Raw genomic sequence first — 16,828 nt, forward strand, 5'->3', positions numbered from 1 at the left:
TGAACAACGTTTTGTCCCAGCGCAGGCATCCTTAGAAAGAAATGCCTGAATGATTTGCCCCACAGAATCCGAATGACTCTGCGGGCAACCGTACGTTAACCGCCATCGAAGTCAAAGAATCTCTCCGCAAATACGCAGTCAGCTCTCAACTGAGTCTCAAAGTTTGACGGATTTACAGCCTGTAGGGAGTATACTTGCAACGGGTCTACAGAAGATGTTAGGTAGTCTGAGATGAAGATGTACAGCAAAGGGGTGGTTCTGTTCCCTTAAGGAAGGTTGGGCTCAGTTTAAGCCGCCCGATGTGCGAGCGTCGCGTCTCGAGTTTCAGCGCCTAATAACATTGCCAGGGGAGCTGGGCTGGTTTCGACGAGCCGAGTTATCGGCATGCACTCTGTCATCTTCGATTGGCGTTGCTGCCATTCTTGGGCTGTGTAATCCATGGGATGGGCAACAGGACTTGCACCGCAGATCCATCACGCCGCAGGTCTCGCTGGAGTCCTCCCGTCCTCCTCTGCTTCCTCGCTTCCTACGTCACCGATGAAACGCTTAACGCTTCAATTCTCGCAAGGAGACCGGGCTCGTCAGGATGCTCCCTCACTGGTGGCCGCTTCGTCGGTAGCGAGTGTTGGTGGGGACCTCTGCATTGAAAGAATCAGAATTGACCGGAGGGGAGGCATCGCGCGAGCTAGGACGCAGCCATCTCCGTCAGAGATTTCCTTCAATAGCTATTGAAGGGCTCCACGCAGGGGAAATCGCATGGGGCGGCGTGAGGGGAGGTCAAGGCAGCAGTTACTGGCAGGCAACCGAAGCTCGTTCCTTAGAGCGGGGCAGAGCCCTGCCTTACTCTGGGAAAGGAGGGCCGCCAGCGTTCCAGACGAGACGCTGGCTGGCGGTGGGAGAGTGATTCTGCAATCGACGTGGACTCAATCTTCAGGGCCAAACAAAACACAGATCGGAGCGGGAGTATTGATGATGGAGCGATTGTAGGTCAATTCTCCAGTATCTCCCTGGACTTCGAAACTGGCCAATGTGTGGGAGTCTTGTCCACCCACCAACAGCCACTTTGCTCCAGGCGCAAGATTGAAATTCCTTGGCGTGGCCCCTCGCACGGGCTCCCGTTCTACAACGGTCAGCTCACCAGTGTCCGAGTCGACTTGGAATACCGTTAACGTGTCATGCCCTCGATTGGCGGCATAGACAAACTTGCCATTGGGGTGAACTCGAATCTCAGCACAACTTGAAGTCTGCTCCTTGGCCAATTCCGATTTCTCGACCGTTGGGATGGTTTGTTTCAGACTCATTCTTCCCTCCTGGGCCGCATAGTCAAACACGGAAACGCTGAGGTCAAGCTCGTTAAGAACATAGATCCAGCGTCCATTGGGATGGAATTTCATGTGCCTTGGACCCGCTCCGGTAGGCAATTGCCCCGCCCCGTGAGGCTCCAGCTTGGCCTCGGGTGCATCCAGGCGGTAAATGACGACTTGATCGAGGCCGAGGTCGGGAACGAATGCGAACCGCGAATCGGGCGCAAAGCCGGACCAGTGCGCATGCGAAGCACTTTGTCGATCGGAACCCGACGGAGATTGCCCGGTGTGCTCAAGGAGCTGTGTGCGTTCGGTCAAGGAGCCGTGTTCGTCAAGCTTAAAAACACCGGTCGAACCTCCGCCGTATTGAGCGGTCAACAGCGTCCGCCCCAAACTTGGTTCCACCGAAACGTGAGCTGCGCCTCCATCCCCGATGGGCAGTGAGCTGTCCAACTTCAAAGACACTTTACCATCTTGCCGATCGATGCGATAAGCTGCCACTACGGGGGTACCTTGCAAGTCTCCCACCGCATAAAGCATGGGTAACTTGGGATGCATCGCTAGAAAGCCGGGGCCCTTGATCTCGGCAGCAAGTTGGGAATTGCTAAGTTTTCCATTCTCCAAATTCAGGCGGCAATGATAGATGCCTTGGCTGGAGGGATGCGAACTGGTGCCGATCCAGACGTCAATTTCGGCCGCAGAAATGGGGAGTGCCATTACGAATCCTATCCCGCAAGCGAAGCTTGCACAGTAGCTTCTTGTTGTTGTCAAAGTCTTAGCCATATTCAGATGTCCTAGGGCGCCGCGAACTCTTGAGGTATTTTCTGCGATGCAGCGGCCGCCGCCGCACGCGTGGTCAAAGATACCATGGTATTGCCGGGAGATGTGGCATCGGGAGTGGCCACCCAGATCAATTTTTGGTCTGGATGGCGGAGGTCCGTTCCAGGAGTGGCTGGATTGCCGCGCTTCGCAATCTCGGTCAATGCGGCACGTACGGAAATGGATTCGAATTGAAAGTCTCGCAATTGTTGATTGCGCGTAATTCCAGCCAATTCGAATGCATCTCCGTCCAAAACGAAACGCATGGGCGAGGCCCCTGGGGGAAGTCCCGAATTGGCCTCCTCCTCAACCAGTTGCAACGCGACTTCAATGGGCTCTTGGTCAAATCGTATGCGAATGGGCCGCTCCAAATATTGGTCTACCGTGAAAGGACTGCCAACCGTAGGGGAGGACAATACCTGAGTTGCTCCCTCGCTGATCGTAGCTCCCTGCTGCAAGGCAATCCAAGAAGCCAGCAGCAGGTTGATCGACGCGTCGCTAGGTAGATAAAGGTTTGCGATAGCAACTCCATCCTCCACACTGACGCGTGTGTACCTGCTCACCAGTTGCAGCATTTGTGGATAGCGTAAGGCGAGTGCACGCCAGTGAGGATGCGGTGCCTCGTCCACGAACCAAGTCTCGACACGCGAGCCTAGCGTTTGAATCTCCTCGGCAAGTTTACTTGAGATTTTTCCGGCATCGCGGTCGCTTTGCCCGATAACCTGCCATTCAACGTACAGTTGAGGCTGCCACTGAACCTGCAATGCTGCAGCTCGCTTGTCCCCCGATAGCTGGTCGCGCAACAACTGTTCCAACCGCGCAGGAAAGCTTTCGAGCAGGGTTCGACCATCCGAGAATAGGAAGGTGGGGGCGAAGAGTACATTCACGTCGAGCGACGAATTAGTGCTTCTCCAAAGTTTCTCGAGCTGAGAGACAAGTGGTGCTGCGGTTCCCGCCAACTCGACTGCTTCTCGCATCAAGCTCGCCGGTCCCACCGCAAAATGGGAAACGCTCGCCGCTTGCACTAGAGGCTGTTCAGCGACGTAGTACGCAAGTTCAGTCGTGGGAGCCAGCAGCAGTTCTTGGTCACCGATACTCTCCCTGGTGGTTACGCCCCACCTCTCGCTCAATTCGGACAGTGGAGTTGCTGCTTTCAGGTCGACGCGCAACGCATACTGGGGCGCATTGCCCAAGGAGGCAGGCGAATAGCATGCGATCGTGATTGCGTCGATAGACTCCAGGGGTCGCCCGCTGAACTGCGCGAGGCGATCCAACCAGGGCGAGACCTCTTTATCAAACGCTTTCAGCAATTTGCGTTGGAACGCCGATTCCATAATTTCGGCGGGGCGAAAGCGAAGAAACAATTGCCCACCGGGAGGCAACAATTCAAGATTGATTTTCGACGGATCGCTGGGAGGGACCCACAGCCTTCCTTCGCTCTCCGGCACAACGTGGTAGCTCGTGATGCCAGTCTCCTGCCCCTTGGCCGCCAGGGTTATTGGTGGCGCGGTGGAGGTGGCATTCTGCGGGGGAACATAGGATCGATCCGAATTGTTGCGTTTGGCAAGTGGTTGATCCGGATTGGGCTCCAGAGCGCCCGAGAATTTAAGCACCAACAACGCCACAATGGCAAACAGTGCGCCTCCCACAGTTGGGATCAACCACTTGTTGCTAGCTTTCCGTGATCTGGTGCGCGACTTGGCACCCGCATCGAGCGGAGCTGGCTTGGCGGCGGCAGCTACAAAAGTCTTAGGAGAACTCTTAGGAGAAACTTTGGACGATTGGGATGTTAGTGAGTTTCGTTTGCCCTGCGGGTTGTTAGGAGCCGAGGGCTTTTTCGACACTGGAGCCGGCTCGGGGGAAGTTCGCGGCGAATTGATGGGCTCGTTCGCACGAGCTGCAACTTCCTCTTGGCTGGATTCTGTCTGAACGGCCGCGTCCCCGGAGCTTGCTACCTGCACAGCGCTTTGCGCGTCCTCCACCGATATTTGTTGCGCGGTATCTAACGCGGTGCAGAAGCGGGTCGCATCCTCAAACCTAGCTTGTGGATTCTTGGCTAGGGCATGCCTCAGGCATCGGCGAAGCGGCTCTGGTAGCTCAATGGATTCAGGCAATTCGCGGAGTGGGCGAGCGTGTCCGGCCATACACTGGCTATCACTCTCTCCTGGTGTGACAGCTTGGCCCGTCAGCAGCCACCACCACAGACAACCAAGTGCATAGACGTCCGTGGACTTGGTTGCGGTCTGCCCCGGTGCTAGGAACTCGGGCGCGAGGAAATGGCAGTCCCGTAAGTCGCCGAGCTGCGTGCCAATCAGCCCCTGCAGGGTGGCCTCTCGCTGGCCATGCGCCAGCCCAGCGGTCTGTTCGCAGAGTGGATCGCGTGCCAGCGTGCATTGTTTGCCGGCCAGGTAGACTCGGTCTGGAAAAACGCGACCGTGGACGATTTCGCCCTGGTGTAGAGCGGAGAGTGCAGCTGCGATTTGCCGCACGATCTCCAGTGACTGTGCCACGGTGAAGCGGTGCCCCTGCCCCACTACTGCAAGTGACTTGCCCGTCAGCGGATCTACAGCAATGGCCAATTGTCCGTGGTCGACCTCTGCCCCATGGATTGGCTGCAAATGCGTGGCTCGAACTTGGGATTGCCGCTCCAAGCGTTTCAGGGACGGCCCGTTGGATTGGAGCTGGAGAAGTGCCCGCTCGTCCAGCCATCGTACCCAGCGGGTCGTCGTCAATGGGGTGGTAGGGGAGCGTAGCCCCTTAGCGGAACGCTCGGCTACAAACCAGTTCCGCCACATCGGATCGTCCACTGGCATGCGAACGATCCAGTCTCCCCGCTTGAGCGCGCTCGGTGTGTCGCCAAAGAGAATTTCAACCTGATATGCCGTTAGTCTGCTCTGCTCGACCAACTCCTTGGCCAGTCGAACTCCATCACTGAGCTCGGCCGTCTTGAGAACTTTAGCCGCCTGTGCAGCCCATTGGCGGCATTCAATTGCGGTCGCCAGTCCAGCGTCGGTGATTCGCTGCCAAAGTTCAACGCTGGGCAAGTGCATAGGATGTGTTGTCTACCAAACAGGCTGAGTATTCCAAGCCATCATTCTAATTGAACTGCTCCACAGTTTTAAGTCGCCTGCGCAATTCTAGAGATAGTCGAGGGTAGGCTTCGAACGCGGAGCAACTCAGGCTGAAAACTTAATCTGCAATCGATTCGATCCGTTTCACCAGATTGGGGAGATAGCTGCGGTAGCGAGGCGAAAGTTGCGAATTGGTGTCGGAAATGCTCCCGATCGCATTGCCAATTTCTTCGCGGCTGGGGCTGCACCAATCCAAGCTATTCAATGCCGTCATCGCTGCTAGGGTTCCGGAATCACTCGGCTCAGCGATGCGTAGGAGAGCTTTCAAAGCCACCAATCGATCTACCTTGCTGCCAAAGCGTGCTAATGTTTCGCAAGCCAGCGAACGCGCGTAGGGGGACGGATCGGAGGCCATGCCGCGTGCCAACTTGACCGCTTCGTCGCGCTGTCGATCTTGAGTCGCTCGGATCAAGAGCCCGCAGGCGACCCAGTAGCGACTGCTGCTGTCGGGAGTCACCATGCGTTTTTGGAGTTCGGAAATATCTCCATCGGTTGGGCGCGTCGCCAAGTCAGCGATTTCATAGAGAGCCGACACATCATAGCGGTCTGCATCGTGCCCCAAGTCGTAGGGGGCATTGTCTTCGCCCACACGCTCCCGCAACTCCCCTTCAGGAATCAGCCCGACGTCGCGAATCTTCACCATCCAATCGCGGTTGGCCTCCCGCATGCGGACTAGAGTCTCTGCGTGTTCAGCGGAATCTGCCAGGTTATGAATTTGGTACGGATCCTGAGTAATATCGAAGAGCTCTTCAGCTGGCTTGGGCGACCAAAATACACTTTGTGCTTCGTTCAGCTCTCCCGCATCAAACATGCGTTTCCAGACCTGCGTGGTTGGAGTTTGGAACATGTAGTCGAGATACGCACCTTGTGGTCGGTGGGGATTGAAATTTCGAATATACAAGTACTGCTCGTCACGCACCGCACGCGACAGGTCGTAGCGCTCGTCCATGCGATCGCGAAAGCCATAGATGTACGGCTGAGGCTCGGTAGCATAAGGGCCAAGAAAGGCATTGCCTTGCAAATGAGCTGGTGGACGCGTGCCTGCTAAACTTAAGACGGTCGGCATCAAATCTACAAAGCTGACGAGGCGATCGCTCTGCCCGCCCTCGGTGTATTGCTCGGCCACCAAGCTCTGAAATCGCTCGGGCACATGGACTACTAATGGGACGTGCAGGCCACTTTGATACAACCAACGCTTGCCACGTGGCATGCCGCTGCCATGGTCACCGTAGTAGAAGACGATGGTATCCCCCTCTAGCCCGTCCTCTTTCAATTGCTCCAGGACTCGCCCGACTTGCTGATCCATCTCGGTGATCCGGTCATAGTACTGAGCCCAGTCCTGCCGCACTTCGGGTGTATCAGGATGATAGGGAGGGACGACGACATCCTCTGCACTGTGAATCGCCTTGTGCGGACGGGTGCGCAGCTTGCTCTCGTGAGAGATGGTGAAATTGAACACCGCGAAGAACGGTTGTCCTGACTTGCGATTTCGCCAATGAGCCTTATTGCTCGATTCGTCCCAAAGATCCTTCGGGGTGAACAGGTTGTAATCTTCTTTCGAGTTGTTGGTGCAGTAATACCCTAGATCATGGAAGTACTCCGGATAGAGTCGGCACACCTCTGGCAGATTGACTTGACTCCGCATGTGTTGAGCACCAAGACTGGTGGGATACATGCCGGATATGATCGTTGTGCGAGCGGGGGCGCAGACTGGGGCGTTGGACCAACAGTTGGTGTACCTCAAGCCCCGCGCGGCTAGGCCATCAATGTGTGGCGTATCGGCATATTCGTCACCATAGCAACCAATTTCCGGCCCGTTATCTTCGGAAGTCACCCATAGGATATTGGGCCGCAAAGCGGGTGAACGCTGCTGCGCGTGGCCTAGCAGTGGGCTAAGAATACAGAGGAAGACAAACAGTCCCCAGGAACGAAAACAAATTTGCATTTTTTTAATCTTATTGGATTACAGAATCTGCCCAAAGGTAGTGCACCCCATCATACCGTCTTCCGCGGGTGACTCGACACCTCTAAGTCGGCGAGTCCCATTTTCCACTGGGGTGCACACGTTAAAATGAAGCAAGTTTGTTGAATAGGTCCACTTTTACACGAGACAGGTGAACTCCATGAGAACGATATTGAACGTATTTTCATTCTCCATATGCCTAACGATGATGACGCTGTCCGCCGGTCAAAGCTTGGCCAAGGACAATCCGATAGTCGTCATCAAAACCAACCATGGTGACATGAAAGTCGAGTTGTTTGCGGATGAGGCGCCGCTATCGACGGCGAATTTCTTGAAGTACGCTGAGGCTGGATATTACGACGGGACGATCTTCCATCGCGTAATCCCGGATTTCATGATCCAAGGTGGCGGCTTCGAAAAAGGCATGAAGAAGAAGGGAACGCATGCACCCATCAAGAACGAGTCGGGCAACGGCCTCAAGAATGAAAAGTACACGCTCGCAATGGCGCGAACCGGCGATCCCCATAGTGCGACCAGCCAGTTCTTCATCAACGTCAAAGACAATGGGTTTTTGAACCGTGCTGAAAGCCAAGACGGAGTGGGGTACGCGGTCTTCGGGCGAGTCATCGAAGGGATGGATGTCGTCGACAAAATTAAGATGGTCAAAACCCAATCCCTCAGCTTCGCCGTCAAAGACGTACCGGTAGAAGATGTGATCATGACCAAAGTTGAAGTTCAAAAAGAAGCCAAATAGTTGGTTGAAAGCGTTTCATCCTCTCTCGTCCTCTCGGAGTAACCAGTGCTAACACTCAAGACCAATCACGGTGACATCAAAGTTGAATTGTTTGAAACCGAGGCTCCCATCTCGGCCAAGAACTTCCAGGAATATGCCCAAGAAGGATTTTACGATGGAACCATCTTCCATCGCGTGATCGATGGTTTCATGGTGCAAGGCGGTGGATTTACCCCCGAAATGCAGCAGAAAAAAGGGAAGGCCCCGATCAAGAATGAAGCCAACAATGGCAAGAAAAACGACAAGTACACGCTAGCCATGGCGCGCACCAGTGATCCTCACAGCGCCTCTAGCCAGTTCTTCATCAACGTTTCCGACAATGGGTTTCTCAATCACGGCGAATGCCAAGATGGACATGGCTACGCTGTGTTCGGCCAAGTGGTCGAGGGAACGGAAGTCGTCGATAAAATTGCGAAAGTAGCCACTGGCACCAAAGCTGGGATGGGAGACGTGCCCAACGAAACCGTGCTTATCGAATCGGTTGTCGTGGAAGCCTAACCAGCGAGCTGCCGAAGTGGTCACGAACAGATCGCACGGCTCGGTTAGGCTAGGATTTCGTGGATCACGTGTCCAAAGTCCTGCTCGAGCCGTTTGTGGCCTGGCACTTCCATGCGATGGGAGTGCAGGCCAAGCTGGTGTAATATGGTGGCGTGTATATCAGTGACGTAATGCGGATGCTCCACTGCGTGGAACCCGATCTCGTCCGTGCTGCCGTGGGCAATCCCACCTTGAATTCCCCCGCCAGCCATCCAAACGCTAAAGCCAAAGGGATGGTGGTCGCGCCCGTCGGCACCTTGCGAGCCTGGAGTTCGGCCAAATTCTGTAGCAAACACCACCAGCGTTTCATCGAACAATCCCCGCTGCTTCAAATCTTGGAGCAATCCGGCAATCGGTCGATCGACTTGCAGTGACAGCTTGGAGTGCATGGTTTTGAGGTTGGAATGTTGGTCCCAGGCGCCCGCAGCGCCGTCTCCATGCATGATCTGAATGAAACGGACACCTTGTTCGACAAAACGACGCGCCGACAATAGCTGTTCGCCAAAGGGACGCGTCTCTTCTTGATCGAATCCATAGAGATTCTTGGTGGATGCCGTTTCGTCGTCAAAGTTGATGATATTGGGCACGGCAGTTTGCATGCGGTACGCCAGTTCATACGACTTAATGCGAGCTTCCAGTGTGGCATCCAGCGGGTACTGTTGGGAGGCGAGTTGATTGAGTTCCTTGACCAAGCCAAAGGAGCGTTGCTGCTCAGCTCCAGTGATGTCACCTTCCGGATTGGCATAATCGAGTGGGTTGCTGGGATCAATCTTTAGCGGCACCGCGTCGTAGGCGGGGCCTAGGTAATGGCCATCCCGACGATCAAAGAATCGAGGACCAATACTAATAAATTGCGGGAGATTATCATTGAGCGATCCTAAGCCGTAGTTCACCCAGGCGCCGATCGTCGGCACGCGGGGTTCCAGCATATGCCGGCCCGAGTGGAATTGAACTTGGGCACCATGATTATCATCCGTCGTCCACATCGATCGAATGAATGCGATGTCGTCCGCTTGAGAACCGATATGGGGAAACCAATCGCTAATCTCAATACCACTTTGACCGTACTTCTTAAACCCGGTTTGCAGTGGGTAGAGTTCGGTGCGTTGCTGGCCATTGGCATCGTTGACCACGACCACGCGTACCTTCTTGAGTTTTTCAGGACTCTGCACATCGGCAAACGGTGTTTCGGAGATCGACTTGCCCGCAAGCTGGTTGAGCGCAGGTTTGGGATCGAAGCTCTCCATGTGGCTTACGCCGCCACGCATGAACAGCCAGATAACGCTCTTGGCTTTCGGCGCAAACTGCGGCAGCCCGGTGGGCGGAGTGAAACCCTGTGGTCCCGCCAGACTCTCTTTACCAAGCATGGAGGAGAGGGCAAGACCTCCAAAGCCAAGACCTACTTGGTTCAACCAGTGTCGACGACTTAAGCCATTCGCAAGCATCGCTTTTATTCCTAGCTGGAGTGGCTGTGTGAGGGAGTGGCCAAGTTGAAGTGTTTCACGTTGTTGCCTACCGGATGGATATGAAATCGTTGTGGTTTAATAATACGTGCACCAATCGGGCTTGAGCCCGCGCGGAGATTTCTTGCGCCGCGATCGGTGGCTCACTAGCGAGTTGCCACTCGGAGATTTGGTCCATGAATTGTTGGCAAGCGGCAACCTCTTCTGGATTGGCCGGACGGGCCAAGAGTTGCTCAAATGCCAGCTCAACAAACTCCCGCTTTGATATTTGCGAGTCGTGGTACAACCTCTCGGCGATCTGATTGGCGGATTCGAAAGCCAAGCCACTATTGGCCAGTGCCAGTGCTTGCTGCGGTACCACACTCTCGTTCCTCCGGTAGCAGCCCAGCAGATCCGCATCGTCGAAGGTTCCCAGAAATGCATCTTGTTCATCACGCGAATGCAAGTAATACAAACTGCGCCGGAGACTTTTGCCATCCGTTGCCAGCGAGGGCCCTCCCATCGTCCGATCGAGCCGCCCAGACAGGGCCAACATGCTGTCGCGGACCACCTGCGATTCCATGCGTCGGGTATTCATTCTCCAGTAGTAAGCGTTATTGAGGTCGGTGGCCACAGTGTTCGCATCGGCCGACACGCTGGAAGAGCTGCGCTGGTACGCCTGGGACGTGACCAAAATTCGATGCACGTGCTTCATGCTCCATCCCGAGCTGACAAGCTCATGGGCCAAATAGTCTAAAACATCTGCTTGCATCGGTTGCGGGGCTCGTAGACCGAAGTCGAATACCGACTCAACCAGTGGCTCCCCAAAATGCCTCATCCAGATGTGATTGACTGCCACGCGGGCCGTCAGCGGATTCTCCGGAGCGACGATCCACCGCGCCAAGGCCAGTCGCCGGCCGGTGCTGGTGGATGGATAGACGGCCGAATAGTCTGCCTCGGTATGCTCGGGAGTCTCCAAGGCTTTCAGCGAACTCCGCAAGGGAGTGAAGGTGCCGTTGCCCAGTTTCGCCTCTGCCAGCGTTGCCTGGGCCTTGGCGAGCCGCTCGTGGGTGGATTTTGCCAGTTTGGAGTCGTTGGGATCGGCTTCGAGCAAAGCCAGTTCAGCCTTGGCAAGGTCCTCACTCGCTTGCCTGACAATCGTCAAGTTCAAGGCTTCCTCCACGCCCTGATTGGCTTGCCTCGCCAGCAAGAGTTCCAAGTGAGCTTGGAGTGTTGCTCCGGCGGCTTGGTTTGCCTCTAGCCTCGCTTCAGCGATATCCCATTCCCGTTGCGCAGCTTCCAGACTTAACGGCGTCTGTGCGCCGGCGGGGATCAAGACCGTATCGCGTCCGAGTTCCTTCACCTCCAATTCGTTGAAAGCCACAGTGGCGTCAAAGCCACTCAAGCTCAGCTTTCCGCCGGGTAGTCGCCCCGGCAACTCGAAGGCGAGCTGGAATTCGTCGTCGATCCACACGTTCACGAGGGACCCGTGTACGGCAAAACGCAGATGGTATTCCTGGCCAACCTCGATCGGTCGGGCAAGTTGCCCCTGTGCAGGGTAGGTTTGTTTCCCATTGCGGCAGAAGGTGATCTGCAGCTTGGGCGAGGGCTCGTGGGCGCTGGTGTAGACGGCGTTGTAAGTGCTTCGGTCTTCGTTTTCATCGAAGCGAAAGATGACGGACTTGTAGGTGCTGCCACCGGTTGTGGTGTAGCGGCAGGTCAGTTCGAAATTTTCAGGCAAGGGCGGTTGGAGCACTGCAAAATGCGTGTCGCGATCGGCTTGCGATTGAAGGAGCTGGCCGTCATGGTATTCCCAACTTGGGCCACTCAACTCCCAAGCCTGCGGATTGAGCGCGTCGAAGGAGTCGGAAAACTGAATGCTTGGGGAAGCCACCGGCGACGTCCCCGCCTGCGTTGCCGTCCACTGAGCCTTTGCCGTGTCGCACGCCTTCGCCGCAGCTTGAACCGCTGCCTCGGCGACGGCAATTCGATCGCGGACAACGTATTCTCGCGTCCCAGGCTCGAAGGCAACGCGAGGTAAGTTCACCGGTTCAATGTCGCGTTCAAAGCTGGCCAAGATCGCTGGAACGCCAGGGGTGATTTCTGTATCGGGATCGGGATCAGCTGGATTTCCACGGAGATGTAGAAACGTCGGTTCGGTCAAATGATCGTCAAAGACACGGGGGAGGCCATTCTTGGCCAAATCGGTTTCACCCGGTACCGGATCCAGTCGCACCTGGTGCGGTTCGAATATCGCGCGGAAGCGGTAGTAGTCGACGTGTGTCAACGGGTCGTACTTGTGATCATGGCATTTGGCGCAGTTGAGCGTTAAACCCAAAAAGGCCTTGCTGGTGTGCTCAATCGTTTCGTCCAGCCAGGTAGTGCGATTGAACAGGTAATAATTCCGAGCGAGAAAACCAGTGCCGCTGACCACCTCCGGATTGTCGGGTTCCAATTCGTCGCCGGCGAGCATCTCCAGTACCATGCGGTCATAGCCCTTGTCCTCATTCAGGGACGTGATGATCCAGTCACGCCAATGCCAGAGGTGTTTCTGGCTGTTCCGCAATTGTGCACCGAGGCCATAGTCATCAGAATAACGCCAGACATCCATCCAGTGCCGCGCCCAGCGTTCACCGTGTTGTGGATTGTTGAGCAATTCCTCCACGATGACGTTCCAGGGGCGATCATCCTGCAATTGTGCTAGGGTGGGAGGCAAGCCAATTAAATCTAGATACAGCCGCCGCAGTCGCAGAGATCGCGGAGCCAGCTCGGTTGGTTGTAGATGCAACGGCTCGTGCTTGGCTTCAAGCAAGGCATCGACCGGATTGACGCTGGTCGCGGCTGCCATGGTAGGAACGGCAATGGGTTGAAAGGCCCAATGCTCCATAGGGGATTCCGGCGGGATTTCCTTCGGTGCTTGCGCCCCTTGCGCCATCCATTGCTGCAATAACTGGACTCCCGTTGCATCCACTGCTGTACCCTCATCGGGCGGTGGCATGCGGGAATCATCTGAGGCGGTCACGCGTTCCAGGAGCACGCTCGCGTTGGGATCGTCTAGATCGAGCACGCTGGCTTCGAGCATGAGGTCGCGGGTGTCCAGTCGCAGCCCCCCTTCCTGCTTCAGCACGCCATGGCAAGAGTAGCATTTTTCGGCTAAGAGCGTTTTGATATCTCGCAGATAGTCGACCGCCTCCTCCTCTGAATGCGGGGCTTCCGCTCGCACCTCGCCTGGCTGGTTGTCGCTCGACGCGACCCCAAGGATGATCAGGAAGTAGGTTAAGAGCAGCTGCAATCGCATAGTGCGGTTCCGAACTGGCGGGCGGGGGGAGGGAGGTAGGGGATTAGATATCATAGGCTAAATCACCTTCCCAATGCGTATGGCTGCTTGATTTTTTGGGCAAGCCGAGCGAGATCTCAAGGATCCTCCAAGTCGTGTTGGTCGCTCCGCACTCCTCCGCTATGGGGGCGAGGGACGCCGGATCTGGGAGAGGACTCGCCCCATCGCCTGAAATCGCTTTCTCCAACTAGACGCGTGGAAAACCGCCAGTAGGCTGCTCATCAATACCTCGTTGCCGGAGATGGAGCGGTCTAAGTGAGGCTTCCAATTCCCCAGCCGAGTGCAAGTCGTTTTAGTTCTTGCCATCTCGCGCAAGCCCTCGCGTCCCCGTGTGAGCCCCCAACCGCTCTTTCCCCAACCACCGAATGGAACGCGTGGATCTGCGGTGGGAACCACCGCATCATTGATGACTACGCATCCGGCGTTGACTTCATTCGCCCAGTGTTCAGCCAGTGAGCGAGGGCCGAAGATGGCTGCCCCCAGCCCGTAGGGGCAATGGCGATCGGCGGCCAGCGCCGTCTGCATATCGGGCACTTCGATGATAGACACAATCGGGGCAAAGAGATCGGTCCGCGCAATCGCCATCTTGGCTGTCACCGACTGCAGCACCAGAGGCCGCATCTTCCCTGCAGCAGGTTTGGCAGGCAGCTTTCCATGGACGATTTCGGCTCCCTCGCTCAGGGCTGCGCCGACAACCTGTAAAGCGTGTTCGAGCACCGACGGTGGCACCACCGCGTCCGGCTCTCCAGCGTCAGACAACCCTTCGTCCAGCGCTTGAGCCAATTCAGCGCGATGCGCAGGGGTTACAAAAATGCGACGAGGAGCAATGCAAGTTGCACCACCGTTGAGCTTGAGGGCGTAGATGAGGGCTGGTACCACTTGTTCGATTTGAGCCTGTGGTAGGACGAAGATTGCGTCGCAACCGCTCAGCTCTAGAGTGGCTGGTGTCAGTGTCGTGGCTAGGTCATGCAGTATGGCTTGTCCTGTAGCAGCCGATCCCGTGGCGACGACTTTGTCGACTCCCAGCTGCATCGCTTCACGTCCGGCAGCGATCTCTTCTGGCAGGATATGTACGAGGTCAGTTGGAACGCCGGCCGCTATGAGCAGCTCTTTGAAACGGGCCAGCAGGGGCTGGCAACCGGGCGCTGGCTTGATCAACACGGCATTCCCGGCCGCTAGTGCTTGGATTGCTTGGACACCGGGCAGGAAAAGGGGATAATTCCCTGGAGCGACAATCAAGACAATGCCCCAGGGCTCGGCGGATACGGTTACCCGGACGCGTCCTATCCACCAGGCTCCCTCGCGCATCGAATAGGTTTGGGGAGCGAGGGTCCTGCGGCTGACTGCGGCAGTAAACCGGCAGGCCTCGGCCAGAGGGAAGACTTCCGAGGCGATCTTATCTGCAGCCGACGCGTTGGGGCGCGGTATGAGCGGAAGTAGCGAAGCGTATTCCTCGGCGAGCAGACCCGCCACCTGCCGAATCGCGCGCTGCCGCACTTTGGGCATCTGCTTTTGCCATTGTCGCTGTGCCTGACGGGCGACTTCGATCACTTGAGCTATCGAGGAGGGCATTAATATCGAGGAGGGCATTAATCCAGTGGCTCCACACTTTGCAACGCTCCCTGCACCACTGAGAGAAGTTGCTTGCGACGAAAGGGTTTTTGAATAAAGGCTGAAGGAGCTTCACCGGTTGCCGCAATGAAGTCGTTAATGTCAAACGCGTAACCGCTGTAGATAATAATCGGCAGATTGGGGTACTCGCTACGGATCGCACAAAACGTTTCCCGCCCCGACATGACCGGCATCGTGAGTTCAATCAACGCTAAATCCACTTTGGGTCCGGAGTCGAAGGCTTGCAGGACTTGGGCACCGTTGGAAAAATCGGTAACACGGTAGCCAGCGCTGCGGAGAATGGCGGCACAGTAGTGACGGACTGCGTCACTGTCGTCGCCCAGTAGAATGTGAAAATCTCGATCGACACGGAGCGCGTCGGTCTGCGGCACCTGTTGCTGCTTATTCTTGGCAGCTTCCGTGGCGCGCGGGAGCATGACTCGGAAAGTCGTTCCCCGTTGGGGGCTGCTCGTGCACTCGATTTGTCCGCGATGCTGTTGGATAATACCGTAGGAAAGTGCCAGTCCCAACCCGGTCCCCATACCTTGTGCCTTGGTGGTAAAGAAGGGTTCAAAGATCTTGTTACGCACCTCCTCGGACATTCCTTCACCACTATCCGTGATCGAAATGCTGACGTACTCCTGCCCTTCTAGAGTCGTGTTCTCGGTGGCAATCGTGATCGTCCCCTGCTTATCCAGGATTGCATCTCTGGCGTTGAGGCAGATATTCAACAGCACTTGTTGCAGCTGGGCTTCATCAAACTCAACGAACCACAGATCCGGCGCGTGAGTCTCCTCCAGCTGGATGCTGGGTTCAAGCGTGTATTGTAGCAGTTGAACAAGCCGTTCCACTACGGGTAAGACACTGGCGAATCGCAGTTCAACCGCGCTACGCCTCGAGAAACCAAGGAGGTTTTTTATCAGCCGGGCAGCCCGATCGGATGCCTGTTCGGTTTTCTCGAGTAATTCGCGAACCGAGCTCACCGACTGCTCGGGGGTCAATTGAATGAGCTCAAGATTGCCTGAGATTTCCATAAGGATGTTATTAAAATCATGGGCGACTCCTCCGGCGAGTCGACCGATTGCTTCCATTTTTTGCGATTGCAACAAGGAAGCTTCGAGCTCTTTGCGTTTGGTGATATCGTCGAAGGCCCACAACCTCGCGATGGCGACGCCTTGATCGTCTAGGACCGGCGAGGTGTAGACCGACACATAACCGCGTCCGCCACGCAGCGGAAACTCTTGGGTTTCGGTCCGCGAGGTAGCACCAACTCCATTCCATAATTCTTGGAAGGCCAGGCGATCTCCCATACACTTGGCGAGCGACTCCCGCAGCGGAATCTTCTCCTCCGGCACTTGGCGATCGAGGATCTCAGACACCCGGCGGGTGCAATTTAAGAATTCGCCGTCGTTCCCGACAATCAGAATTCCTTCGCCGATGGCCTCGTAAGAGGAATTTAGCATGGCAGACATGCGCATCAAACTCTTCGTCTTGCGGCGGACCTGCATGCGGAGCGTGATTAACCAAATGCTGAAAATCAGCACTAAGCCGAGAATGGACAGCCCTACCGAGGAGAGTTCGGCGAAGCTAAACCAGGGACCGCTAAAGGGGGCATTGGTGGGGAGACTCACGTTGTCCGACTGCAGAACTCCGCCGGTCGGTACCGCAAGAGCTTGAGCGATAATAGCCACTAACTTTGCACCCTCCTAAGCCTCGTCAATCCAGCTGCGCAATGACGTCGGTTCCCCAAATCGTGGTGGCACAGCATCCCTCAAGTGGAGGCACGTCCAATGGACTCTTTTTTCGAGGGCAGGTGCCGCCGAAAGGGGTTGAGCAAGTCCTCTTCCATGCTAATTCTAGTAGATAGATACCCTATGGGCGTCGAGGAGTC

General features: G+C 56.0%; 9 protein-coding genes. 2 read left to right on the forward strand and 7 right to left on the reverse strand.

The genetic code is table 11. From position 1 onward, the window contains the following. Nucleotides 1–923 precede the first annotated feature (923 nt). From Q31a_RS07350 to Q31a_RS07360, 3 genes are all read right to left on the reverse strand, one after another. On the reverse strand, nucleotides 924–2,021 hold the full coding sequence (locus Q31a_RS07350; protein WP_197356390.1) for a lactonase family protein: 1,098 nt from the start codon (nucleotides 2,019–2,021) through the stop codon (nucleotides 924–926). A 77-nt stretch (nucleotides 2,022–2,098) separates the two neighbouring features. Then, entirely contained in the window at nucleotides 2,099–5,173 is a 3,075-nt protein-coding gene (locus tag Q31a_RS07355; RefSeq protein ID WP_145076138.1) for a serine/threonine protein kinase, read from the reverse strand. A 139-nt stretch (nucleotides 5,174–5,312) separates the two neighbouring features. Next, on the reverse strand, nucleotides 5,313–7,199 hold the full coding sequence (locus tag Q31a_RS07360) for a sulfatase-like hydrolase/transferase (protein ID WP_145076141.1): 1,887 nt from the start codon (nucleotides 7,197–7,199) through the stop codon (nucleotides 5,313–5,315). Nucleotides 7,200–7,377: 178 nt separating this feature from the next. Here Q31a_RS07360 and Q31a_RS07365 point away from each other — a divergent pair, with 178 nt between their 5' ends. Both Q31a_RS07365 and Q31a_RS07370 read left to right on the forward strand, forming a co-directional pair. Beyond that, on the forward strand, nucleotides 7,378–7,971 hold the full coding sequence (locus Q31a_RS07365; RefSeq protein ID WP_145076144.1) for a peptidylprolyl isomerase: 594 nt from the start codon (nucleotides 7,378–7,380) through the stop codon (nucleotides 7,969–7,971). Between the two features lie 45 nt (nucleotides 7,972–8,016). Beyond that, nucleotides 8,017–8,508, forward strand: coding sequence for a peptidylprolyl isomerase (locus Q31a_RS07370; protein ID WP_145076147.1), 492 nt, complete (start codon nucleotides 8,017–8,019; stop codon nucleotides 8,506–8,508). A 44-nt stretch (nucleotides 8,509–8,552) separates the two neighbouring features. On the opposite strand, the gene Q31a_RS07375 is transcribed toward Q31a_RS07370, so the two are convergent. From Q31a_RS07375 to Q31a_RS07390, 4 genes are all read right to left on the reverse strand, one after another. After that, complete coding sequence (locus Q31a_RS07375; protein ID WP_145076150.1) at nucleotides 8,553–9,992, reverse strand: DUF1501 domain-containing protein; 1,440 nt, start codon at nucleotides 9,990–9,992, stop codon at nucleotides 8,553–8,555. Between the two features lie 67 nt (nucleotides 9,993–10,059). Next, complete coding sequence (locus Q31a_RS07380; RefSeq protein WP_197356391.1) at nucleotides 10,060–13,287, reverse strand: PSD1 and planctomycete cytochrome C domain-containing protein; 3,228 nt, start codon at nucleotides 13,285–13,287, stop codon at nucleotides 10,060–10,062. A 159-nt stretch (nucleotides 13,288–13,446) separates the two neighbouring features. After that, nucleotides 13,447–14,916: an aldehyde dehydrogenase family protein gene (locus tag Q31a_RS07385; RefSeq protein ID WP_145076156.1), complete on the reverse strand. Its 1,470-nt coding sequence runs from the start codon at nucleotides 14,914–14,916 to the stop codon at nucleotides 13,447–13,449. Further along, nucleotides 14,916–16,628 (reverse strand): hybrid sensor histidine kinase/response regulator, encoded by a 1,713-nt coding sequence (locus tag Q31a_RS07390; RefSeq protein WP_145076158.1) that lies wholly within the window; start codon nucleotides 16,626–16,628, stop codon nucleotides 14,916–14,918. Before Q31a_RS07390 ends, Q31a_RS07385 begins: the two co-directional genes overlap by 1 nt. Nucleotides 16,629–16,828 lie beyond the last annotated feature (200 nt).

It is taken from the genome of Aureliella helgolandensis, from assembly GCF_007752135.1.
Taxonomy (GTDB): domain Bacteria; phylum Planctomycetota; class Planctomycetia; order Pirellulales; family Pirellulaceae; genus Aureliella; species Aureliella helgolandensis.

Coding starts and splice junctions, on each gene's coding strand:
- Q31a_RS07375 (WP_145076150.1), bottom strand. CDS start 9,992: ATGCTTGCGAATGGCTTAAGTCGTCGACACTGGTTGAACCAAGTAGGT.
- Q31a_RS07350 (WP_197356390.1), bottom strand. CDS start 2,021: ATGGCACTCCCCATTTCTGCGGCCGAAATTGACGTCTGGATCGGCACC.
- Q31a_RS07385 (WP_145076156.1), bottom strand. CDS start 14,916: ATGCCCTCCTCGATATTAATGCCCTCCTCGATAGCTCAAGTGATCGAA.
- Q31a_RS07380 (WP_197356391.1), bottom strand. CDS start 13,287: ATGCGATTGCAGCTGCTCTTAACCTACTTCCTGATCATCCTTGGGGTC.
- Q31a_RS07360 (WP_145076141.1), bottom strand. CDS start 7,199: ATGCAAATTTGTTTTCGTTCCTGGGGACTGTTTGTCTTCCTCTGTATT.
- Q31a_RS07355 (WP_145076138.1), bottom strand. CDS start 5,173: ATGCACTTGCCCAGCGTTGAACTTTGGCAGCGAATCACCGACGCTGGA.
- Q31a_RS07365 (WP_145076144.1), top strand. CDS start 7,378: ATGAGAACGATATTGAACGTATTTTCATTCTCCATATGCCTAACGATG.